The 22774-nt window shown below is 47.2% G+C and carries 19 protein-coding genes; 10 read left to right on the top strand and 9 right to left on the bottom strand.

Annotation, left to right across the window (positions count from 1 at the left end):
* Nucleotides 1-62: 62 nt before the first annotated feature.
* The 3 genes from putP (at nucleotide 63) to NSQ37_RS07040 (ending at nucleotide 4118) form a co-directional block, all read left to right on the top strand.
* Nucleotides 63-1517, top strand: a complete 1455-nt coding sequence (gene putP, locus NSQ37_RS07030) for a sodium/proline symporter PutP (RefSeq protein ID WP_015239118.1) — start codon at nucleotides 63-65, stop codon at nucleotides 1515-1517.
* Between the two features lie 157 nt (nucleotides 1518-1674).
* Nucleotides 1675-2910 (top strand): PucR family transcriptional regulator, encoded by a 1236-nt coding sequence (locus tag NSQ37_RS07035; RefSeq protein WP_108725177.1) that lies wholly within the window; start codon nucleotides 1675-1677, stop codon nucleotides 2908-2910.
* Nucleotides 2911-3107: 197 nt separating this feature from the next.
* Nucleotides 3108-4118 (top strand): NAD(P)/FAD-dependent oxidoreductase, encoded by a 1011-nt coding sequence (locus NSQ37_RS07040; protein ID WP_163113940.1) that lies wholly within the window; start codon nucleotides 3108-3110, stop codon nucleotides 4116-4118.
* Between the two features lie 55 nt (nucleotides 4119-4173).
* Here the strand turns inward: NSQ37_RS07040 and cobA are convergent, their stop codons facing one another.
* From cobA to nirB, 5 genes are all read right to left on the bottom strand, one after another.
* The gene (cobA, locus tag NSQ37_RS07045) at nucleotides 4174-5613 is read right to left on the bottom strand and encodes a uroporphyrinogen-III C-methyltransferase (RefSeq protein ID WP_326145693.1); all 1440 of its coding nucleotides are present in this window, start codon (nucleotides 5611-5613) and stop codon (nucleotides 4174-4176) included.
* Between the two features lie 66 nt (nucleotides 5614-5679).
* Nucleotides 5680-6000: a nitrite reductase small subunit NirD gene (gene nirD / locus NSQ37_RS07050; RefSeq protein WP_007409365.1), complete on the bottom strand. Its 321-nt coding sequence runs from the start codon at nucleotides 5998-6000 to the stop codon at nucleotides 5680-5682.
* Between the two features lie 20 nt (nucleotides 6001-6020).
* Complete coding sequence (gene nasD, locus NSQ37_RS07055) at nucleotides 6021-8438, bottom strand: NADPH-nitrite reductase (RefSeq protein ID WP_341123455.1); 2418 nt, start codon at nucleotides 8436-8438, stop codon at nucleotides 6021-6023.
* Nucleotides 8439-8557: 119 nt separating this feature from the next.
* Entirely contained in the window at nucleotides 8558-10690 is a 2133-nt protein-coding gene (nasC, locus tag NSQ37_RS07060) for an assimilatory nitrate reductase catalytic subunit NasC (protein ID WP_326364946.1), read from the bottom strand.
* Nucleotides 10683-13010, bottom strand: a complete 2328-nt coding sequence (gene nirB, locus NSQ37_RS07065; RefSeq protein WP_326364945.1) for a nitrite reductase large subunit NirB — start codon at nucleotides 13008-13010, stop codon at nucleotides 10683-10685. The genes nasC and nirB overlap by 8 nt, the downstream gene beginning before the upstream one ends.
* Nucleotides 13011-13190: 180 nt before the next feature.
* Here nirB and NSQ37_RS07070 point away from each other — a divergent pair, with 180 nt between their 5' ends.
* The 6 genes from NSQ37_RS07070 (at nucleotide 13191) to NSQ37_RS07095 (ending at nucleotide 19369) form a co-directional block, all read left to right on the top strand.
* Nucleotides 13191-14396 carry an MFS transporter gene (locus NSQ37_RS07070; RefSeq protein WP_085341717.1) on the top strand — a complete coding sequence of 402 codons (1206 nt, stop codon included), beginning with the start codon at nucleotides 13191-13193 and terminating at the stop codon, nucleotides 14394-14396.
* A 185-nt stretch (nucleotides 14397-14581) separates the two neighbouring features.
* The gene (locus NSQ37_RS07075; RefSeq protein WP_085341718.1) at nucleotides 14582-15784 is read left to right on the top strand and encodes a GTP-binding protein; all 1203 of its coding nucleotides are present in this window, start codon (nucleotides 14582-14584) and stop codon (nucleotides 15782-15784) included.
* 64 nt (nucleotides 15785-15848) lie between these two features.
* Complete coding sequence (locus NSQ37_RS07080) at nucleotides 15849-16985, top strand: zinc-dependent alcohol dehydrogenase (RefSeq protein ID WP_025284207.1); 1137 nt, start codon at nucleotides 15849-15851, stop codon at nucleotides 16983-16985.
* Between the two features lie 14 nt (nucleotides 16986-16999).
* On the top strand, nucleotides 17000-17434 hold the full coding sequence (locus NSQ37_RS07085) for an RDD family protein (RefSeq protein WP_012116767.1): 435 nt from the start codon (nucleotides 17000-17002) through the stop codon (nucleotides 17432-17434).
* Between the two features lie 71 nt (nucleotides 17435-17505).
* Nucleotides 17506-17829 (top strand): YckD family protein, encoded by a 324-nt coding sequence (locus tag NSQ37_RS07090; RefSeq protein ID WP_085341719.1) that lies wholly within the window; start codon nucleotides 17506-17508, stop codon nucleotides 17827-17829.
* Nucleotides 17830-17932: 103 nt separating this feature from the next.
* A complete protein-coding gene (locus NSQ37_RS07095; protein WP_025284208.1) occupies nucleotides 17933-19369 on the top strand; it encodes a glycoside hydrolase family 1 protein in 1437 nt (478 codons plus the stop codon).
* Nucleotides 19370-19409: 40 nt separating this feature from the next.
* Here NSQ37_RS07095 and comJ read toward each other — a convergent pair whose 3' ends face one another.
* The 4 genes from comJ to hxlA all read right to left on the bottom strand — a co-directional run bounded on the left by comJ (nucleotide 19410) and on the right by hxlA (nucleotide 21813).
* Entirely contained in the window at nucleotides 19410-19808 is a 399-nt protein-coding gene (gene comJ / locus NSQ37_RS07100) for a competence protein ComJ (RefSeq protein ID WP_007609299.1), read from the bottom strand.
* 20 nt (nucleotides 19809-19828) lie between these two features.
* Nucleotides 19829-20266 (bottom strand): NucA/NucB deoxyribonuclease domain-containing protein, encoded by a 438-nt coding sequence (locus tag NSQ37_RS07105; protein ID WP_003156588.1) that lies wholly within the window; start codon nucleotides 20264-20266, stop codon nucleotides 19829-19831.
* 357 nt (nucleotides 20267-20623) lie between these two features.
* On the bottom strand, nucleotides 20624-21181 hold the full coding sequence (gene hxlB, locus NSQ37_RS07110; protein ID WP_007409354.1) for a 6-phospho-3-hexuloisomerase: 558 nt from the start codon (nucleotides 21179-21181) through the stop codon (nucleotides 20624-20626).
* The gene (hxlA, locus tag NSQ37_RS07115; protein WP_015239130.1) at nucleotides 21178-21813 is read right to left on the bottom strand and encodes a 3-hexulose-6-phosphate synthase; all 636 of its coding nucleotides are present in this window, start codon (nucleotides 21811-21813) and stop codon (nucleotides 21178-21180) included. The genes hxlB and hxlA overlap by 4 nt, the downstream gene beginning before the upstream one ends.
* A gap of 231 nt (nucleotides 21814-22044) precedes the next feature.
* Here hxlA and NSQ37_RS07120 point away from each other — a divergent pair, with 231 nt between their 5' ends.
* The gene (locus NSQ37_RS07120; protein WP_341123458.1) at nucleotides 22045-22407 is read left to right on the top strand and encodes a winged helix-turn-helix transcriptional regulator; all 363 of its coding nucleotides are present in this window, start codon (nucleotides 22045-22047) and stop codon (nucleotides 22405-22407) included.
* Nucleotides 22408-22774 lie beyond the last annotated feature (367 nt).

A 22774-nucleotide genomic window follows, 5' to 3' on the forward strand; every position in this document is an offset into this window, starting at 1 on the left:
GGGGTGTCCATTTCACCATAAACATATAAAGCGGAGGAGGAAATGCCATAGCAAACATTCAGTTGATTATTTCCATTTGTATTTATATGGCGGGTATGCTGTTTATCGGTTATTTCGCCTACAGACGGACGTCAAATCTGACGGATTACATGCTCGGGGGGCGTTCTTTAGGCCCTGCCGTCACAGCGCTCAGCGCGGGAGCGGCGGATATGAGCGGATGGCTCTTGATGGGGCTTCCGGGTGCTATGTTCTCGACAGGATTAAGCGGCGCTTGGATTGTGCTCGGGCTTGTGCTCGGGGCGTGGGCGAACTGGCTTTTCGTGGCGCCGAGACTGAGAACGTATACCGAAAAAGCGGGGAATTCCATCACCATTCCGGGTTTCCTTGAAAACCGTTTCGGTGATCATACGAAGCTTCTCAGACTGTTTTCGGGTCTTGTCATTCTCGTCTTTTTCACATTTTACGTATCATCCGGCATGGTATCCGGAGGTGTCTTATTCAACAGCATTTTAGGGTTGAATTACCACACGGGACTGTGGGTCGTGACAGGCGTCGTTGTCGCCTACACCTTGTTCGGGGGCTTTTTGGCGGTAAGCTGGACGGACTTTGTTCAAGGGATCATTATGTTTGTGGCGCTTATTCTTGTGCCGATTGTGACGATTTTCCATACGGGCGGCCCGGGGGAAACCGTTGCCGATATCCGTTCCGTCAACCCGGAACTGTTTAACATGTTCAAAGGGACGACCGTCCTTGGCATTATTTCTTTATTTGCGTGGGGGCTCGGCTATTTCGGGCAGCCGCATATTATTGTGCGCTTTATGGCGATCACGTCTGTGAAAGAAATCAAACGTGCCAGACGGATCGGAATGGGATGGATGATTTTGTCTGCACTAGGCGCGCTGTTTACGGGTCTTGCGGGAATCGCGTATTACCACCAGAACGGACTGAAGCTGGCTGATCCGGAAACCATTTTTATTCAGCTCGGCAACATTCTGTTCCACCCGATTATTACGGGATTTCTCATTTCTGCGATTTTAGCGGCCATTATGAGTACGATTTCGTCTCAGCTGCTCGTTACGTCCAGTTCTTTAGTGGAGGACTTGTATAAGTCCATGTTCAGGCGTTCAGCTTCTGATAAGGAACTCGTATTTCTGGGGAGAATGGCAGTGCTTGCGGTGTCAATCATCGCTTTGGTGCTCGCCTGGGAGAAAAACAACACGATACTTGGTCTTGTCAGCTATGCATGGGCGGGATTCGGCGCTTCATTCGGGCCGGTCGTACTGCTCAGTTTATTTTGGAAACGGATGACGAAATGGGGGGCACTCGCCGGCATGATTGCGGGAGCGATTACCGTAATCATTTGGGCGAATGCCGGTCTTTCAGACTTTTTGTACGAAATCATTCCGGGCTTTGCTGTAAGCCTTGCCGCTGTATTTGTCGTCAGCTTATTGACACAGGCTCCGTCAAAAGATGTCACAGATCAGTTTCATGAGTACCGTGATACACTTTCTCAATAAAAGCAAGGAACGAGAGGAAGAAGGGACCGCCCTTTTTCCTCTTTTCACGATACAGAATTCCGGATCATGCCGTTTTGGGATTATGTGAATTTTTTTCTATACAAAAAGTCACCCCGCAGAGTATGATAAAGATAAAAAGAGCATAGGAGAAATAGGTATGGAAGAGCTTTTAGAGAGAGTTTTTTCATTTACGGACATTGATAAATTAATTGATTTCATCAGTTATGAATTGCAGAAGCCCGTTATTCTGGAAAGCGCGGATTTCTTTTTGCTTGCCTATAATTCTTATTACATTAATCACTTCGACTCCGCCAACCAGCAGACGATATTTTCAAAAAAATGCCCCGTGCAGATTTTTGAAAGGTTTCTGAAGGACGGGGTGATCGAAAAGCTGAAAACCGTTCCTGAACCGTTCCGTGTCGAAAAAATAGACAGTATCGGACTGAATCAGAGAGTGGTTGTAAGCGCAAAACATAAAGGCGAAGTGATGGGCTACATCTGGATTCAGGAGCTCGACCGAAACTTGACGGACGAGGAGCTCGATTTTTTATATGAAACTTCATTCCATGTCGGAAAAATCATCTATAAAACGAACCGGCTGAAACAGGAAAAAGAAGAGAGAGCGGAAGACCTGGTGAAACGGGCGATCTTTCAGCAATTCTCCTCTGAAAAGGAGTTCAGGCGGGAAGCGGAAAAGATGAACGCCGTGCTGCCGTCGGTTTTTTCAGTAGTCGTCCTGCATGCCGCGAATGGGGATGGGGAGGCAGTCGAAGATGTGAAGGAAAATATCAAATCGTACTTGAATTTGCGGGATAAAGTCAGTCACGTCTTAACCATTGATTCCAATATTGTCATCGTCGTCGCAAGCTTCTCGCAAAAAAGCTCCGGCACTTCGGCAGCATCTGAATTCACCCACAAACTGCTGACTCATTTTCACTTTCAGAAGATCCCCACTCCCATCTATATCGGAATCGGCAATGAATACAGCAGCATCCTGAAGCTCGGCAAAAGTTATATAGAGGCCCTTGAAGTCATAAAGGCCGCCGAAATTACCGGAAATCAGGAAAATATCCCGTACGAATACAGTAAGCTCGGGATTTACCGCTATCTTGAAAGCATCGAAGAAAAAAACGCCTCACTGGAATATGTAAACGAAGATTTAGCGTTATTAAAAGCCAAAGACAGAGAAAGCAGTACCGAACTGCTGAAAACGTTAGAAATCTATCTCCTCAATAACTGCAAAACAAAACCAGCCGCAGAACAGCTTTTTATTCATCAAAACACATTGAACTACCGTATCAAACAGATTCTTGACATGACATCAATTAATTTAAACGACTTCAGGACAAGGTGCCAGCTGTATCTCGATATCATGCTGATGAAAAAGAGATAAAAAAGAAACCAGTCGCCGTACTGGTTTCAGTTTTAATACCTTCCCGCTTATCAATCTCAGAACCTCACTTCTGAATCACTCCTTTTCCGCAAGAGAGAAATGAATAAACACTTCTCCTCAATATGTGTTATACTTTCATTGATATTGATTCTCAATTAAAAATGTTTGAAGTATAGATATAAACGGGAGGCAGAACGATGGCGGAAAATCATGAGGTGTATGACGTCACGATTATAGGCGGAGGCCCGATCGGCCTGTTTGCGGCTTTTTATTGCGGGATGCGCGAGCTGAAAACGAAAGTGATCGAGTTTTTGCCGCGGCTCGGAGGGAAAGTGTCTATGTTTTTCCCTGAAAAAATCATCCGTGATATCGGCGGAATACCCGGGATTGCCGGAGAACAGCTGATTAAGCAGCTGAAGGAACAGGCTGCGACATTTAAGCCGGATATCGTGTTGAATCAGCGGGTGACCGGATTTGAACGGCTGGAAGACGGAACCATTGTGCTGGAAAGTTCCGAAGGGGAAAAGCACTATACACGCACGGTGATTTTGGCCGTCGGCATGGGGACGCTTGAGGTCAATGAACTTGACAGCGCGGATGCGAGCCGTTATTCGGGAAAGAACCTTCATTATAAGGTGGAGAAGCTTGATGCGTTTCGAGATAAGCATGTCGTGATTTCCGGAGGGGGAGATACCGCGGTTGACTGGGCGAATGAGCTGGAACCGATTGCGGCGTCTGTTACCGTCTTGCACCGCAGGGAGGAGTTCGGCGGTTTGGAAAGCAGCGTGGCGAAAATGAAGCGGTCTTCCGTGCGGGTGCTTGCGCCATATCGTCTGAAGCATCTCAACGGCACCGGAGAACGGATCGAGAGCGTCACCATTTGCCAAACCGAGTCCGGACTTTCTGAAGTCATCAAGCTTGATGAGCTCATTATCAACCACGGGTTTAAAATTGATCTCGGTCCGATGAAGGACTGGGGGCTTGAGATAGAAGAAGGCAGGATTAAAGCTGACAGACATATGCGGACGAATCTTCCGGGCGTGTTTGTCGCCGGTGACGCCGCCCATTATGAAAGTAAGCTCAGATTGATTGCAGGCGGTTTCACGGAGGGGCCGACCGCCGTGAACAGCGCCAAAGCCTATTTGGACCCGCAGGCGGATCAGATGGCGATGTATTCGACTCACCATAAAAAATTGGTGACACAATAAAAAAGGGCTGACCCCCGATGTTGAGTCTGGGGGGTCAGAAAAGCATTCCGGCGTATCAGCTGTGAACGAGCATGTCTTTCATTTCATTTCGTATAAACGCAAATAACTGTTCCTGATTTTTCACGGCGGTAAACCCGCAGCCGGCGGGGACGTCTTCGCCCATGCAGATGACGGGAGGGCGGTTTGCTGACGGATCCGGTGATATGCCGATTTGTTTTCCGGCGCTGATCAAATGCTGAGCGGATTCTTTGCCAGTACAGATAATCATTTGCAGAGGAGACTCACTGATCGTGCGTTCGATCATGGAAGTGAACCGCTCATCTGCGATATGTTCATGGGTGATATAAAACGGGCATGATTTTGAGTCTGACAAGTTTTCTGCTGCTTGACGGCTTCCTACAATGAGTGAATGCGGAGAATCAATTTGACATTCGGATAGGAGAAAGCCCCGTTTTGTCAGTTCCGTCTTTGCGGCTTCAGTCGCTGCATTCAGGCTTGAGGTCACCCGGCGGATGTCGATCTGCTTGAAAGCCAGTGTGTCAAAGAATTCGCATACCGCAAGGCGTGATGTGAAAAATAGTTGTTCAAAGGTACTGATCTGTTTCAGGATATTTTCGTTTGCGGGCATTTTTTTAACGATCCGCTTCGGCCATTCAATAACATCGGCGCCATATTCGCGCAGCTTGTCTGTCAATGTGTGTTCTTCATCGCCATGAGTGACAACCATGATATGCTGCCCGATGAACGGCTTGCTTTCAAACCAGCTGTGTGTTTGAAAATTGACAATATCACCGATGACGATAATGGCTGGGTTGGTGATGTTTTGGCTTTGAACTTTTTCATGGATATCCTGAAGCGTTCCTTTAACGCTCCGCTGCCGCCCCCACGTCCCCCATTGAATGACGAGTACGGGAACGGAAGGGGATTTTCCGTACTCCGTAAGCTTACGGCATATAAATGACAGATTTTTAACGCCCATATAAAACACAAGCGTTTGAACGCTTCGGGCAAGCCCTTCCCAGTCGAGATTCGGCCTGCCGTGCAATGATGTATCATGAGCGGTGATCATCGCGAAGGACGAAGCGAAATCACGATGGGTGACGGGGACTCCCGCATACAGCGGCGCTGCGATTCCCGAGGTGATGCCGGGCACCATTTCGTAGCGGATGCCGTGCTGATGAAGCGCCTCTGCTTCTTCGCCGACTCTGCCGAACACACTTGGGTCTCCGCCTTTCAAGCGGACAACGGTGAAGCCCTCCGCCGCTTTTTCAATCAGCAGGGCATTTATCTCAGACTGTTTCATAAAATGGCGGTCGGGCAGCTTTCCGCAATAAATGAACCGGCAGTCCGGTGAGGCATATTCAAGAAACTTTGGGTTTGCGAGCCGGTCATACAAAATAATATCCGCTTTCTCCAGAGCCTGTTTTCCTTTTACGGTGATCAGCCCCGGGTCTCCTGGTCCGGCACCGACAAAATATACGATTCCGTTTTTCATGATGGCGTCATCCCTTCAGCAATTTAAAAAATGAAGGACCACTTGAAAAAGTGATCCGGTCTTTGCTCAATACAGGAGGTATACATTCTCTCCTTCAATCAGTGTTTCGTATGTTTTGACACAGCCATGATCCGGCTCTTGGACTTTTCCGTCTTCTAAGGAGATTTTCCAGTCATGCATCGGGCAGAAGACGTATTCTCCGCTGACGATGCCTTCAGCCAGGACGCCCCCTTTATGGGGACAGCGGTTTTCGACGGCGCGGACGCTCCCGTCAGAAAGCTTAAATACGGCAAGCTCTTTATCTTCTATATATACGGTTTTTCCTAACTCCTCGGGTAATTCGTTTACTTTGCCTATGCAAACCTTTGTCATATCTTTATTCACCATGTCCGTTCCCCCTTACTGTTTTATGAAGTCGTGACGACATTTTCGAATAGATCTTTAGATGCTTTTTTATCTTTAAGGAAGTATTGCCACGGATCTTTGTGGACAGAGAGTGTCTCATTCATTCTGTCGTTGAGCTCCTGCCGTTTTTCCGGATCGTTTAATACGGATTGGACATGAGATAAACCGACGCGCTCAAGCCATGCGGATGTCCGCTCCAGATAGTTTGCCGTTTCTCTGTAGTACTGAAGGTAAGCCCCCGCATATTCTAAGACTTCTTCATTCGTTTTTACTTTCATCAGCAAATCACCGGCGCGCAAATGGGTTCCGCCGTTTCCGCCGACATAAAGCTCCCAGCCTCCGTCGATGCCGACAACGCCAAGGTCCTTAATGCCTGATTCCGCACAGTTCCGCGGGCAGGCGGACACGGCCATTTTGACCTTATGAGGCGTATTGAGCCCTTCGAATTTTTTCTCAAGCGCAATGCCCAGTGCCATGGAGTCTTGCGTGCCGAAGCGGCAGAATTGTTCGCCTACGCACGTTTTTACCGTGCGGAGTGTTTTTCCGTACGCGTAGCCTGACGGCATATCAAGCTCGGCCCATACTTTCGGCAGGTCTTCTTTTTTGACGCCGATGAGATCAATTCGCTGGCCGCCTGTCATTTTAACGAGCGGGATCTCATATTTGTCGACGACATCGGCGATCTTGCGGAGATCCTGAGAGTTGGTCACGCCGCCGTACATCCGGGGAACGACTGAGTATGTTCCGTCTTTTTGAATATTGGCGTGCATCCGTTCGTTTACAAAACGGGATGTTCTGTCATCCTCGTATGTAGCCGGATTAATCATGCCTAAGTAGTAGTTGAGGGCAGGACGGCATTTGGAGCAGCCCTCCGGCGTTTTCCAGCCGAGCACGTTCATGATTTCTCTTGTATGGGACAGCCCTTTGGCTTTGATTTCTTCTACGACTTCATCTCTCGACAGTGATGTGCAGCCGCAAATCGCTTCTTTTTGCGCGGACGCGTCAAATTCTGAGCCCAGTGTATATTGAAGAATGTCTTCCACGAGCGGTTTACAGCCTCCGCAGGAACGGGATGCCCCGGTGCATGCTTTGATTTCGTCCGTAGATGTGCAGTCTTTTTCCTGAATGGCTTGAATAATCGCGCCTTTTGAAACGCCGTTGCATCCGCAGATGATTTCATCGTCGCTCATCGCCGCGGTCATGCTTGCGCCTGCTTCCTGATCAAGAGGCTGTAAGATTGATATTTTGGAAGTTTCGGAGATATCGGCTTCTTTTTGAATCATAGAAAACAGGCGGCCGCCCTCGCTGCTGTCGCCGAACAAAACAGCGCCGACAATTTGATTGCCCCTCAGGACGATTTTTTTATAAATGCCGTCCTGCTCATCGAACACTTTAATCGCTTTTTTGTCCTCTGATTCGTTAAAGTCACCGGCAGAGAAGACTTCGACGCCTGATACCTTTAATTGAGTGGAGAGAACGGAGCCTTCATACGGTTTTGTTTCAATGCCGCAAATATGTTTGGCCAGCACTTTTGCCTGTTCATAGAGCGGCGCCACAAGACCGTATGCGATTCCGCGGTGCTCGGCACATTCACCGACCGCGTAAATGTGCGGAATGTCAGTCTGCATATAATCGTTGACAATGATTCCGCGGTTTACCGGAATGCCGCTTTCTGTGCCAAGCTGTGTATTCGGGCGGATGCCGACCGCCATGACGACCAGGTCAGCTTCGATGCTTGTGCCGTCTTTGAAGCGTACCCCTTCGACACGGTCAGTACCGAGAATTTCTTCGGTTTGCTTTTCAAGGAAAAAGGTCATGCCTTGTTTTTCTAATTCGTTTTGCAGCAGGCGTCCCGCCGCTGCGTCAAGCTGGCGCTCCATCAGGAATGGGGCGAGGTGGATGACAGACACGTCCATTCCGAGATTCAGCAGTCCGCGTGCGGCTTCCAAACCAAGCAGTCCTCCGCCGATGACGGCTGCTTTTTTATATTGTTTTGACGCGGAGAGCATCGTGTCGGTATCTTTTATATCCCGGAAAGCCGTGACGCCTTGTTTGTCTGCGCCCGGAATCGGAAGGATAAAAGGGACAGAGCCTGTCGCCAGGATGAGTTCATCGTAAGGCTGGATTCTGTCTGCATCGGTGATGACGGTTTTGTTTTCCGTGTCGACTTTGATGACTGTTTCACCGGTATACAGCTGAATGTTGTTTTCTTTGTACCAGTTCCAATCGTTTAACGTAATGTCTTGAATGTCGGTATCGCCTTGCAGCACTTTTGACAGAAGGATTCGGTTATAGTTGGGATGAGGTTCGGCCCCGAATATTGTAATCTCGAATTCGTCTTTTGAAACACGCAGTATTTCTTCAATCGCTCTTACCCCGGCCATTCCATTTCCAACAAGAACTAGCTGTTTTTTTCCCATCAGATGATCCGCTCCTTATCTTTGTTTTTTTTAGCGTAGCACAGCAAAAACAAATATTTAAGATGCATGTTATGAAATGTAACAAAAAATACTAAAAAATCTAAAAATTTTATGAAAAATTATATAGGGCTGATTCGTACCGCACACATCTTAAAACCGGGCATTTTACAGTCCGGATCCAAGGCTTCACCAATTAAGTCGTTGACGTTTTGCGTGTCAGACCAATGGATGGGAACAAACAACGTGTCTTTTCGTACTTTCTCCGACCATCTGCTCCGGACCGTGATGCTGCCCCGGGGGGATTCTACTTTCACGAGAACACGGTCTTCGATATGATAGTCGGCCGCCGTTTTTGGATGGATTTCCACAAAGGATTCGAAATGTCTTGCAGCCAGGGCGGAGCTTTTTCTCGTTTGGACACCCGTTAAGTAATGAGACATCACCCTTCCTGTGGTTAAATAAAGCGGATAGCCGGCGCTCGGTTTCTCTTTCGGGACGGCCGGTTCATTTGGAATCACGCTTAATTCAGCTCTGTGATCGGGATGGGCAAATGAGTGCTCAAACAATCGCCCGGTTCCGGGGTGATCCGCTTCAGGACATGGCCACTGAATGCCGCCTTCCCGCCTGAGCCTGTCATAGGTGATGCCTGCGTAATCAGCGATTCCGCCGCGGCTCGCTTCTCTCAGTTCGTTAAAGATTTCCTCCGCCGACGTATAGGAAAAATAATGCCCTTTACCAAGAGCGGAGGCAATGTCACAGATGATCTGCCAATCATGTTTCGCTTCTCCGGGGCAGGTGCGGCTCGCTTCTCTTAATGTCACGCGGCCTTCTACATTTGTCATCGTGCCTTCGTCTTCCAAATAAGAGGAGGCGGGTAAAATCACATCCGCGAATGCCGCGGTCTCAGAAATAAATAAGTCAACTGCGACAAAAAATCTCAGTTTCTTGATTGCCTGCTTGACGAAATTCGCATTTGGGCCGGAAACAGCCGGATTGGAACACATGAGAAACAGTCCTTTGATGTCGCCGCTATCTATTTTTTCTATCATTTCATAGGCTGAGACGCCTTTTCGCGGCAGCTCATCCTGATGAATCCCCCACACCTTCGTAATATGCGCCCGGTGTTCTTCAATTTCGATAGAACGGTAGCCCGGAAGCTGATCCGCTTTTTGGCCGTGTTCTCTCGCGCCTTGTCCGTTGCCTTGACCGGTAATCGCCCCGTAACCTGAGAAGGGCTTGCCGATTTTTCCCGTGATCAGCACTATATTTAAGAAAGCTTTCACTGTCGCGGTACCGTCAGTCTGCTGTTCGATCCCCCGCGCTGTAAACAGCATGCCGGATGTTTCCTTGGCAAACTTCACGGCGGCCTTTCGTATATGCTCCAAAGGAACACTTGTCTGCTCGGAGATCTCTTTCAGATCCAAAGCGTCGGTATGCCGTTTGAGCTTATCGAATCCGTTTGTTCGTGTGCGGATAAAGTCTTTGTCTGTAAGCTGTTCGTCAATGCAGATTTTGACGAGTCCGTTTGCCAAGGCGGCGTCTGTACCGGGCTTGATTTTCAGGTGAAGATCGGCTATTTTGGTCGTCGCCGTTTCCCGGGGATCAATGGCGATAATGTAAGCCCCGTTTTCTTTCGCTTTATCAAAATACGGCATGATCGTCGGCTGGCATTCGGCGATATTGGTGCCTGCCAGGATGATGACACGTGTATGCGGAATGTCCGATAATGGATTCGTCAGGCCCCTGTCCGCGCCGAATGTCTGGCCGGCCGCCGTTGCTGCGGCAGACATACAGAGCCGCCCGTTGTAATCGATGTATTTCGTCTGTAAGCCGACCCGTGCGAACTTTCCAAGCAGATAGGCTTCTTCATTTGTAATTGAGGCGCTCCCATAGACGGCCATCGCATCATTGCCGTGTTCGGTTTGGATCAGATTGATTTGTTCCTTAATGCGATTCAGTGCTTCAGCCCAAGAGACAGGCACAAATTCACCGTTTTTTTTAAGCAGGGGGCGTGTAATGCGGGAAGAGTGCACGGCATGCTGATGGGCATTCATGCCTTTTGTACATAAACGGCCATGTGTCGTCGGATTATCAATGCCGATTGCAGTGTATTTCTTCCGTGCCGCGAAGGTTTGTTCCGTAAGCTGCATTTTGCATTGCATGCTGCAGAACGGGCATTGCGTCTCATATGTTTTTTCCGATTGGACATCTTGCAGTTTGTCACGGAAATAACGGAGCATCGGTTCAGTCAAAAAGCTTCATCCTTTCGTATGGCGTTTTCCCGGCAGACAGGTTTTGCAGCAGGGATATGTCTGAACAGAGATTTTTCAGAAGCTGTGTCCGCATATCTTCTTCAAACAGCATTTCTCTGATATGGACGAGGCCGAGTCTGTCAACCCATTGATAAATCGCTTCGTTGTAGTGAGCTGTTTCGCGATAATATTGAATAAGGCCTTTCATCATAGCGGCGGTACTGTCTTCGTTATCCGTCACACAAAAAAGGCTGCCGGCGCGGGCTTGTTTTCCGCGGACGCCCCCGATATAAATCTCCCAGCAAGTTTGTGTCTGAAGCGCGCCGATATCCTGAATGTAAGCATCGGTGCAATTGTTTTCACATGACAAGCTGACGGATACATAAGCGGGTACGGCAAGCGTGTCGGTATCTCGTTCAATCCTGCTTGCCAGCTCTTGAAAGGAGCGATGCTGTCCGCACGTACATGCTTTGATTTGCATCGTCCAGCGGTGCCGGGGGGAGAAAACCGGCATGTTCAGTGCTTTTCTGATGCTTGCAAGGTCATTTGGTCTTATTCCGGAAAGCCTCAGCCGGTGACTGTCAGTCATCGAAACCCCAGGGATGCCGTATGCTTCGATGACGTCTGCGATGTTTTTGAGCTCTGCCGCACTTGTCAGTCCGCCGTACATTTGCGGAATCAGGGTGCATGTCTCTTCTGCCGATATATCATTGAACTGCATAAAATCAGGCCGCGTCCTTTCCAAGTAATAGTGAAGCGCCGGAATACAAATGCGGCAGCCGTTTTCTGTTTTCCAGCCGATCACTTCCATCACCTCGGCGGCATCAGTGAACGGACGGCGCCGAAGTTCGGCGATGACTTCTTCTTCTGTCAAATCGGTGCAGCCGCAAAACGAAGGCTGGCGGGAGGGTTTTGTGTAATCATCGCTTGCCATATACTTCAGCAAGTCTTCAACGAGCGGCCTGCATCCTCCGCAAGATCCGGACGCTTTTGTCATGTGCTTCACTTCCTCCGCGGTTTTTAAGCCATATTTGTTCACCGCTTCTTCAATGGAGCCCTTGGTCACTGAGCTGCATTGGCAAATGGTTTCATGGGGAGGCATGGATTCAAAGGATATACCGCCCTGATCCGGTTCCATGAGCTGTTTTTTCACGATGGAAATATCTCTTTGCTTCACAAGACTGTCGAGAAGCCGCTGTTTACCGCGCGTGTCCCCGAATAAAATAAAGCCGGCCGGTTTATCGTCCTCAAAGAGCGCTTTTTTGTAGATGCCTGCATGCTCATCATGGAACAATATGCCGGCTGTGTGCTCATCCTCGTGCACCTTTCCTGCCGACCATACATCAATACCGGCTATTTTTAAGGCTGCAGATTGTGCAAAGCCTTGAAACCCTTCGCACGGGACGCCGCATAGATGCTGCGCGAGCACTTTTCCCTGTTCATAAAGCGGCGCCGCCAATCCGTATACAATCCCGTCATGCTCCGCGCATTCACCGACGGCATACACATTCGGTTTGTTCGTCTGCATGAATTGATTGACGATGATTCCTCGGTTCACTGAAAGTCCGGCAGATGCAGCCAATCGGATATTGGGCCTCACACCGGCGGCCATGACAATCAGGTCTGCTTCTATGGAAGAACCGTCTTTGAAACGGATGCCTTCCGCCCGTGAGTTCCCTGTAATGGATGCCGTGTCTTTCTCTAAAAGAAAGACTAAGCCTTTTCGTTCCAGCTCTTTCTGCAGCAGGCGGGATGCCGTTTGATCAAGCTGTTTTTGCATAATGGCGGAAGAGTGGTGAATGACGCTGACGTCCATGCCGAGCTGCCGTAAGCCGACGGCCGCTTCAAGACCTAATAAACCGGCGCCGATGACCGCCGCCTTTTGATACCGGCCGGCCGCATTGATAAGGGATTGGCAGTCTTCTATTGTCCGAAAGCCGTACACACCTTCTTTATCTGCTCCGGGTATGGGGAGAATATAAGGAGAGGAGCCCGTTGCAAGGATGATTTGATCGTAAGTCATGCTGCGCTTCCGATCCGTTGTGACAACCTGCCGTTCTGTATCAATGTGTACAACCGTTTCTCCTGTGTAAAGCGTAATTCCGTTTTTTTCGTACCATTCGCGGCTATTCAGCGTAATGTCATCAAGCGAAACCTCACCTTGTAAAACGGAGGATAAGAGAATGCGATTGTAATTGGGATGAGGTTCGCTTCCGAAAATGTCAATCTCAAACATGTCACGGTTCATCTTTAAAATGTGTTCAATACAGCGGATTCCGGCCATTCCGTTCCCTGCTGCAATTAATCGTTGTTTCTTCATTCGCCAAACCTCCTTTGCAGCTGCCTGTAAGATTGCTTCTCTATGAGAAATTATGGCACATTGCCTGATTAACGCATTAAATGTGTCGCATTATCTTACACATGTCTTTTCCGGTGAATGCCGGTCATATATTCTTGATTCAGCAATTTGAAATGATAGAAGACCGGAAAGGAGAATGTTATGAAGCTGTCGGAATTAAAAACAAGCGGTCATCCGCTCACTCTGCTCTGTTCCTTCTTATATTTTGATGTGAGTTTTATGATTTGGGTAATGCTGGGGGCGCTCGGCGTTTATATTTCTCAGGATTTCGGGTTATCTTCTTTTGAAAAAGGGTTTGTCGTGGCTCTGCCGATCTTATCAGGATCTGTGTTTCGGATCATTTTAGGTGTGTTAACGGACAGGATCGGGCCGAAGAAAACAGCCGTGATCGGGATGCTGATCACGATGATCCCGCTGCTTTGGGGGGCATTCGGCGGCCGTTCTTTGACTGAGCTGTATGCGATCGGCATTCTGCTGGGCGTAGCGGGCGCAAGTTTTGCTGTTGCGCTTCCGATGGCGAGCCGGTGGTATCCGCCTCACTTGCAGGGGCTTGCGATGGGGATAGCAGGTGCCGGCAACAGCGGCACTTTGTTTGCGACATTGTTCGGCCCCCGCCTTGCGGAACAGTTTGGGTGGCACAGTGTAATGGGGATTGCGCTTCTTCCGTTGATGATCGTTTTTATACTGTTTATCGTCATGGCGAAGGACTCTCCTGCACAGCCCGCACCGCAGCCGCTTAAAAACTACCTTCACGTGTTCAGGCAGAAGGAAACATGGTGTTTCTGTCTTCTGTACGGCGTCACTTTCGGAGGTTTTGTGGGATTATCAAGTTTTTTGGCGATTTTTTTCGTTGATCAATATCAATTGTCAAAAATCCATGCCGGTGATTTCGTCACAATATGTGTCGCAGCGGGCAGTTTTTTTCGCCCTGCAGGAGGCTGGTTTTCAGATCGGGCGGGAGGTGCGAAAGTTCTGGCTGTACTGTTTGTCATCGCGGCTCTGTGTATGGCGGGAGTCAGCAGCCTGCCTCCGCTTTCAACGGTGATCGTTCTGCTGTTTATCGGAATGATGGCGCTCGGTATGGGCAACGGAGCGGTATTTCAGCTTGTCCCTCAGCACTTTGCAAAAGAAATCGGAATGGTGACGGGAATCGTCGGAGCAGCCGGCGGCATAGGGGGTTTTTTCCTTCCGAATATTTTAGGGTCATTGAAGCAGATGACGGGAACGTATGCAATCGGTTTTATCTCTTTCTCATGTATCGCATTGCTCGCATTTGTGCTTGTTCTGGCCGCAGGCTATTTTTGGAGAAAAAGCTATGGCACTGAAAACAGTCCTGCGGATGTTTAAGTTTGGGCGGAAGACACGTATGACAGCGTGTCTTTTTTATGATTGATTATTTTTCACTTGATTTTAAACGGAGAATATATCAGAATAAATAGTAACCATTACGATTTAAAACAATGTACATCATGATAATAAGGCAGGTGCGGGGTGTAAATCGTAATCATTCTATTTTGTCAGGAGGCTATTTTATGAAAAAAATTCCGGTTACAGTATTGAGCGGCTATCTTGGTGCCGGAAAGACGACCGTTTTGAATCATATTTTACAAAACCGCAACGGTTTAAAAATTGCCGTCATCGTCAATGACATGAGCGAAGTAAATATAGACGCGGGCTTGGTGAAGCAGGGAGGCGGCTTGTCAAGGACGGATGAGAAACTCGTAGAATTATCCAACGGCTGTATCTGCTGCACGCTGCGTGAAGATTTATTAGTCGAAGTTGAGAAACTCGCGAAAGACGGCAGATTTGATTATATAGTGATTGAATCAACCGGGATCAGCGAACCGATTCCCGTTGCCCAGACATTTTCTTATATAGATGAAGAAATGGGCATTGATCTGACAACATTCTGCAGGCTGGACACAATGGTGACCGTGGTGGATGCAAACCGCTTCTGGCATGATTTCCAGTCCGGTGACAGCCTTCTTGACCGGAAGGAAGCGGCGGGAGAAGAGGATGAACGGGTGATTGCCGATTTATTAATTGACCAAATCGAGTTTTGTGATGTGCTCATTTTAAATAAATGCGACATGGTCGGCGAAAAAGAGCTTGAACAGCTGGAAACGGTTCTTCGCGCATTACAGCCCCGTGCCAGACTGATCCGGTCCGTCCGCGGAGAAGTGCCCGCCGAATACATATTGAATACCGGTTTATTTGAGTTTGAGGAAGCGAGTTCATCAGCAGGATGGATAAAGGAGCTGACGGCAGGTCATGAAGCGCACACTCCCGAAACGGAAGAGTACGGTATCACTTCGTTTGTGTACTCGCGGCGTCTGCCGTTTCATACCGCTCGTTTTGACAGCTGGCTGCATCAATCAATGCCTGACAGCATTGTGCGCGCAAAAGGAATTGCTTGGTGTGCAACCCGCAACAGTCTTGCGCTGCTGATGTCTCAGGCGGGTCCGGCGGTTTCGATTGAGCCTGTTTCTTATTGGGTGGCGGCAATGCCGAAACTTGAGCAGGAGCAAATCAAACAGCAGGAACCGGAGATTCTGGAAGATTGGGACGACCAATTCGGAGACCGTCATACGAACCTGGTGTTTATCGGAACAGATTTAGATGAAGCAGCCATTACAAAGGAATTGGATCAGTGCCTGCTCACGCCGTCTGAGTTCGATTCCGATTGGTCGCAGCTTGAAGATCCTTTTCAATGGGATATTCAGCGGGCCGAATAACATACCGGCCAAGTTTAGAAGCAGGTGAAAAGGGAAGGAGTGATGAAAAAGGAGCTGACCAAGTGTGAAAGCACTGACATACCAAGGAAAAGAACATATGGAAGTGAAAGAAGTCCCGGCACCCGCCATTCAAGATGAGAGAGATGTCATCGTTCGAATCACCGCAACCGGGATATGCGGTTCAGACCTTCATTTATATAAAAACGGAATACCCGCCGATCCGGGTTATATCGTCGGGCATGAGCCGATGGGAATCGTTGAAGAAACGGGCAGTCAAGTCAAAAAGCTGAAAAAAGGCGACCGGGTCGTGATTCCTTTTAACATCGGCTGCGGAGAATGTCATTATTGCAAGCACCAGATGGAAAGCCAGTGTGATGAATCTAATCCAAATCCTCATACAGATGCCGGCGGCTTATTCGGTTTTTCGGAGTTTAACGGTAATTATCCCGGCGGGCAGGCTGAATATTTACGTGTTCCTTATGCTGATTTCTCTTCTTTTCTGGTTCCGGCAGACAGTGAGCTTGAAGATGAGCAGGTGCTGCTTCTGTCAGATGTCATGCCGACCGCCTTTTGGAGCGTCCAGCACAGCGGAGTGAAAAAAGGAGATACAGTCGTTATTCTGGGATCAGGTCCGATCGGTTTAATGGCGCAAAAATTCGCGTGGAAAAAAGGAGCTAAACGGGTTATCGCAGTTGATCAAGTCCCGCACCGCCTTGAACATGCGAGACGCATAAACGGAGCAGAGACCTTCAATTTTTCAGAACATGATGAGATCGGGAAACTGCTGCATGAACATACGTCAGGGGGCGCGGATGTAGTGATTGATTGTGTCGGAATGGACGGCACGCCGCTTTCAAAAGAAAAAGCAGAGCAAAAACCGAATCAGTTCGGAACGATCAGTCCGATTCTTACAGCATCAGAAGCCGTTAAGAAGTTCGGAACCGTGCAGCTCACGGGCGCATACATTTCTGAAGCGGACGGCTTCCCGCTCGGTGATTTTTTCACACGCAACGTTTCTTTGAAAATGGGCCAGGCACCCGTTATTCATCTGATGCCGATGCTGTATCAAATGATCGAACAAAATGAAATTGATCCGACGGATATCATTACACACAAAATGAGTCTTGCGGAAGCTCCTGCTGCATATGATATATTTGACAAAAAAGAAGATGGCAACATTAAAGTGATTTTAAAGCCATAGCGAGGAGAAACACGATGAATATTTACAGACCGGCGGGATTTTGGATCAGATTGGGAGCCGTGGTACTCGACTATTTAATTACTTCAGTGCCTTTGGCGATTATTTTTATGCTGGCAACAGGAAAAGATCCGAATGAGAGCACAATGATCAGCATCATTTTGACTCTTTATGCTATTTTGCTCCCTGTATACTGGAACGGTTATGTTATCGGCAAAAAGATCTGCGGTATCCGCATCGTCAAAAAGGACGGCACTCAGGTAGGCTTTCTCACTATGATTTTGAGAGTGCTTGTGGGCGGCCTGATATATGGCGTGACGTTTGGAATCGGCGTGATCGTGAGCGCATTCATGGTCGGAATGAGAGAAGACAAACGGTCAATCCACGATTTTGTAGCAGGAACGTATGTCACATACGCGCTGCCGGACGAATCGATTGAAAAGAGCGAATAATTTCGCTCTTTTTTTGCATAAAAAATGGATGAGGGAGCAACATATAACAAACGTTAAAGGAGGAAAGAGTCATGAAAAAAGCTGCATTGTCTTTAGCTGCGTTTTTCATTACAGCAATGGTTTTCACAATGCCGGCACACGCCGCCGGAACAAAAATGCCTTCAACAATGTCACTCACGGAACAGCAGAAAAAAGAAATTGAATCACTTGAAAAAGAAGTGCTCGAAAAACGAAAACATGTTATATCCAAATATGTTGAGTACGGGGTCCTGCCGAAAGAAAAAGCAGAACATATTAAACAGCATATGGACAGGCGCTTTAACATGATGAAACAAAATGGGTTTGTCCCGAAGCCTCCGCCTCATAAATTGGAAAAGCAGCATCATCATTCTTAAGCATCCGGCAAGCCGGATGCTTTTTTGTTTTTATCGGGATTGCTCTGAAACGCGTTTCATAACGTATGATATCAATATCATACGCATCAGGAGGATGAGACACATGATACATAAAAAACAGGGCCTGTTCCCTGATACATTTCTATGGGGGTCAGCCTCGGCTGCCTATCAGGTTGAAGGAGCCTGGAATAAAGACGGTAAAGGACCTTCAGTATGGGACTTATTCACGAAAATACCGGGTAAAACGTTTAAAGGCTCAAATGGCGATACAGCAGTCGGCCATTATGAGCGTTATAAAGAAGATATCGCCTTGATGGCAGAAATGGGTTTGAAAGCTTACCGCTTTTCTGTCAGCTGGCCGAGAATTTTTCCGAATGGCAGAGGGGAGATCAACGAATCAGGGATCGCATTTTACGAAGACCTGATCGATGAATTGATTTCTAACGATATTGAGCCGGTGCTGACTCTTTATCATTGGGACTTGCCTCAGGCGCTGATGGATGAATACGGCGGCTTTGAATCAAGAAAAATTATTGATGATTTTAATGATTACTGCATTGCGTTATACAAAAGATTTGCCGGCAAGGTGAAATACTGGGTCACGTTAAACGAGCAGAATTATAATTTTCATAACGGGTTTATTACAGCTGCACATCCGCCCGGCGTAAAGGACAGAAAACGATTTTATGAAGCGAATCATATCGCATTTTTAGCTAATGCCAAAGCGATTGAATCCTTCAGACAATATGTTCCAGGCGGCATGATCGGCCCGAGCTTCGCTTATTCACCGGCTTATCCGCTTACAAGTCATCCTGAAGACATAACTGCATTTGAAAACGCAGAGGAATTTATGAATCATTGGTGGCTTGATATGTATTGCCGGGGGACTTATCCGCAAATTCCTTTCAATTATTTAAAGGAAAAGGGCTGGGCGCCCGCCATTGAAGCCGGGGATATGGAATTGCTTGCAAAAGGCAAGCCGGATTTTATCGGTGTTAATTATTATCAGACGATTACGTACGAAAGAAATCCTCTTGATGGTGTATCGGAGGGGAAAATGAACACGACTGGTCAGAAAGGGACAAACCAGGATACCGGTATACCGGGGCTGTTTAAAACGAAAAAGAATCCTAACCTCGTGACGAGTAATTGGGATTGGACGATTGACCCGATAGGTCTGCGCATCGGCCTCCGGCGTATAACGAGCCGCTATGAGCTGCCGGTTTTTATAACAGAAAACGGGCTGGGGGAATTCGATAAAATAGAAGAAGACGGCTCAATTCAGGATGACTACAGAATTGACTATTTACGCTCCCATCTTGAACAGTGCAGAGAGGCCATTAGTGACGGAGTTCATCTCATCGGCTACTGCAGCTGGTCATTCACGGATCTGTTAAGCTGGCTGAACGGCTATCAAAAACGCTACGGTTTTGTCTATATCAATCGAGATGAAGAAGATGAAAAGGATTTGAAACGGATCAGGAAAAAAAGTTTTTATTGGTACCAGAATGTAATTGAAACAAACGGTAAAAGTTTATAAAAGTTCCCTGAGAGAAATATGATTCTCTCAGGGATTTCTTTTACATTGCGGCTGCATCAATAATATACGTATCCGCATGAAGATCGGATATTTCGGCAGGCACTGAATAACAGGTAAGGCTGTATCGGCCTTTCGGAATATGAAAGAAAAGCCGCTTGGACATCACGCTTTCAATCTCAATTCCATCTTTTACAGCCTCAAAGGGAACAGTCGCTTTTTTCTCATAGGATGGTACCGGTTCACTTGTGTTAAGCCTGAGAACGATAAATGCCCTCGTATTTCTCCTTGCCTCAAATGAAACAGCTCCGTCAGCTTCCGCATATCCTTTTTCAATGGCTTCATCGGTCCAATCGATAACAGGCGGTTCTGAATCTTTTTGGAAGATTGTAAATTGATGATAAGAAATGGCCAGTTCTTGCGGTTTCCATGATTTAATCAATGCGCTGTTCCTCCTGTTTTTTACTTAATTTTAAATAATACTCTTGTTCCGTCGGGATCATTGGTAAGCTGGTGTCCGACCCATGAGCCGGCTCCGCGGTTGTCTGCCGGAGAAATATATTCTACGGAGGCGTTGTTTCCGCCCTGTTTACAAACCGCCATCGGCCATTCATCCCTATCGTATCCCGTTTTGACGGGCACATGTTTAAGAGATTGCTCACGCCGCTTATGTACTCCGTCTCTGTCAATGGTGCATATGCTGGAATGTCCTTCTTTTATCGCGTCCTTAATATGCTTTGCTGTTTCCGGATATCGATCGGACGGAAATAAGATTACTTTGTCGTAATCACTCTTCTGAACGGTCTGCTCGTTATCTGAGAAAAGATCACCCTTGATCAGGGCCGCGACTGCTCCGGCAATGATGATAAGAACAAGCAGCAGTGCTTTTAATGTTTTCAAGAGTATCAATCACCTCCAGTTTTAATTGCTGTAAAGCTGGTCCAAGAATAAAGCAGAATCGGCCGGCTGTAAAGCTGTTAAAATATATTTCTCAGCCGCAATTCAGCTGAATATCTGTAAAACCATCCGCACAAATCAACTTTATTCATTAAAAATTCGATCAGAAAGTGTTTTTTGCTGTTTCCCTATTCAGAAATGAACGGTTGCGGGTGTATCGTCAATTGACTTATTATAGCGATAAGCTCACCGGCAGGATATCTTCGTCTGCGAGTGTCCGACCCGAAAACCTTGGTCTGCATGACCGTGCGCAACAAGACGATAAAAAGACGGCCATCTGATAAGAAGGCCGTCAGCAAATCATTCCAGATTCGCATGCTTTGTAAACATGTCTGCTGAATTCAATTCTTTTTTCTCCATGATTTTTAGAATAACCGCATCGTAAAATAGCAGAAGAGTTTGTTCGAATAAAGAACCCATCGGCTGAATCGTCTTTCTGTCTCCGCCGGTCTCTTCCTTAGGAGAGCCGGGAATCGTTATTGTAAGATCCGCAAGTTTGCCGAGACTTGAGTCGGGGTTAATCGTTAATGCAGTGATGATGCCGTTAAGGCTTTTGGCTTTTTCAGCCGTATGAAGCAGACTTTTTGTTTCGCCTGAGCCTGAGCCGATGATGACGAGACCGCCTTCTTGGAGGGGAGGGGTAAGCGTCTCACCGACGATGTAAGCGTTCAGACCGATGTGCATCATCCTCATGGCGAACGCTTTAGCCATAAAGCCGGAACGTCCCGCTCCGGACGTGAAGATTTGATCTGCCGATAAAATCTGATCCGCAAGCTTGTCAGCTTCACTGTCGGATATTAATGCTGCGGTGCGGGATATTTCATTTAGTATTTCATGTAAGTATTCAGTCGTTTTCATGATCCTTGTGTGATCAGCTGTTTCATTTTAGCAGCAGCATCCGCTTTATTGTCAGCTCCCGTAATGCCTCCGCCGACAATGATTAAATCTGGGTTTTGTTTGATGGCTTCAGGAAGCGTATCAAGTTTAATGCCTCCGGCAATTGCGGTTTTAGCGCTCTTGACCGCTTTTTTAATCGCCGTCAGTTCCTCGAATGAATTTTTTCCTTCTGCTTGAAGATCATAACCTGTGTGAACACAAATATAATCAACACCGAGCTGGTCAATTTCTTTTGCCCGTGTTTCAAGGTTTTTTACGTTAATCATGTCGACGAGAATTTTTTTCTGCTGTTTTTTTGCTTCGGCAACCGCCCCTTTGATTGTTGAGTCGTCTGTCGCTCCTAAAACGGTGATGATGTCGGCTCCCGCTTCTGCCGCTTTCATAATCTCGTAACCGCCTGCATCCATGATTTTAAGATCGGCAAGCACTTTCAAGTGAGGAAAGGCTGTTTTCATTTCCTGCACGGCTTTCAGTCCTTCATTAATGACAACGGGAGTGCCGATTTCTACAACATCTATATATGGTTCGACCTCTTTCACAAGTTCAATTGCTTCCGGGATATTCACTAAGTCTAATGCCAGCTGTAATTCCACTTTATATCCACTCCTCTTTTTTATGTATTTTCATTCTATAGAGTGCCCCGCATGTTGAGAAGTACGCACTTTGAAGTCTAATAGTTACTTTGAGGATACTGTCCCCGCAGGCAATGCGCTTTGTTTCAGCAAAACTGCGTGGTAGTATAAACTGATGAAAGTTGTGTAAAAAAGTAAGCGTGTATGAATAGATGATGACCGTACAAAAAGTAAGAGGAAGGAGAATGGCCCGTGAGCCGAATGGATAAGAAAACGTTTAATTGCGAAAAGGAATTGACGCTTGCCGTGATAGGCGGGAAGTGGAAAATGCTGATTATGTGGCACTTGGGAAAAGAAGGGACGAAGCGGTTTAATGAGCTGAAAGCTTTAATTCCGGATATTACGCACAAAATTCTTGTGAATCAGCTCAGGGAGCTGGAGCAGGATCTGATCGTTCACAGGGAAGTTTACCCTGTCGTCCCTCCGAAAGTGGAGTATTCTTTAACGGCGCAAGGAGAAAGCCTTATGCCGATTCTGGACGCCATGTATAAGTGGGGAAAAGATTATATGGAATTAATCAACATTAATAAAACTGCAATAAAGGAATCTTTTTGAAGTGCTCTATGTAAAATAGAGTGCTTTTTTTGCGGTTTAATGAAATCATATTGCGAACATTCGGACTGTCTGTTTCGGTTCTTGCGCTGTTTTTTCCGGGTCAGCTTCCGTACGTAAATTTTTTTCATTCTGCCATAACTGGATATTCGACAGATTTTCATTATAGTTTAAAGATTTTTAATTTTACGTAAATAATATTTTTGAAAATAAATTGCGGGATGCCGCAAAATACCCTCTGGATTTGTCGGAATTTTTTTCGGTGTGCCGCATGAAACTTTTCACCCATTTTTCGGTGATAAAAACAATATTTTCATATAAAGTGAACGTAAGTAGATATATAGAAATACATGCAGAAATAGGTAAACCT

The organism is Bacillus sp. FSL P4-0334 (assembly GCF_038004825.1).
In the GTDB taxonomy this organism is placed as follows: domain Bacteria; phylum Bacillota; class Bacilli; order Bacillales; family Bacillaceae; genus Bacillus; species Bacillus velezensis.

What these genes read in the sequence shown, in the direction of transcription:
- NSQ37_RS07040 (WP_163113940.1), top strand. Translation starts at nt 3,108, where the DNA reads ATGGCGGAAAATCATGAGGTGTATGACGTCACGATTATAGGCGGAGGC.
- nirB (WP_326364945.1), bottom strand. Translation starts at nt 13,010, where the DNA reads ATGAAGAAACAACGATTAATTGCAGCAGGGAACGGAATGGCCGGAATC.
- nirD (WP_007409365.1), bottom strand. Translation starts at nt 6,000, where the DNA reads ATGGTGAATAAAGATATGACAAAGGTTTGCATAGGCAAAGTAAACGAA.
- hxlB (WP_007409354.1), bottom strand. Translation starts at nt 21,181, where the DNA reads ATGAAAACGACTGAATACTTACATGAAATACTAAATGAAATATCCCGC.
- NSQ37_RS07070 (WP_085341717.1), top strand. Translation starts at nt 13,191, where the DNA reads ATGAAGCTGTCGGAATTAAAAACAAGCGGTCATCCGCTCACTCTGCTC.
- NSQ37_RS07090 (WP_085341719.1), top strand. Translation starts at nt 17,506, where the DNA reads ATGAAAAAAGCTGCATTGTCTTTAGCTGCGTTTTTCATTACAGCAATG.
- NSQ37_RS07085 (WP_012116767.1), top strand. Translation starts at nt 17,000, where the DNA reads ATGAATATTTACAGACCGGCGGGATTTTGGATCAGATTGGGAGCCGTG.
- NSQ37_RS07075 (WP_085341718.1), top strand. Translation starts at nt 14,582, where the DNA reads ATGAAAAAAATTCCGGTTACAGTATTGAGCGGCTATCTTGGTGCCGGA.
- cobA (WP_326145693.1), bottom strand. Translation starts at nt 5,613, where the DNA reads ATGAAAAACGGAATCGTATATTTTGTCGGTGCCGGACCAGGAGACCCG.
- NSQ37_RS07095 (WP_025284208.1), top strand. Translation starts at nt 17,933, where the DNA reads ATGATACATAAAAAACAGGGCCTGTTCCCTGATACATTTCTATGGGGG.
- nasD (WP_341123455.1), bottom strand. Translation starts at nt 8,438, where the DNA reads ATGGGAAAAAAACAGCTAGTTCTTGTTGGAAATGGAATGGCCGGGGTA.
- NSQ37_RS07035 (WP_108725177.1), top strand. Translation starts at nt 1,675, where the DNA reads ATGGAAGAGCTTTTAGAGAGAGTTTTTTCATTTACGGACATTGATAAA.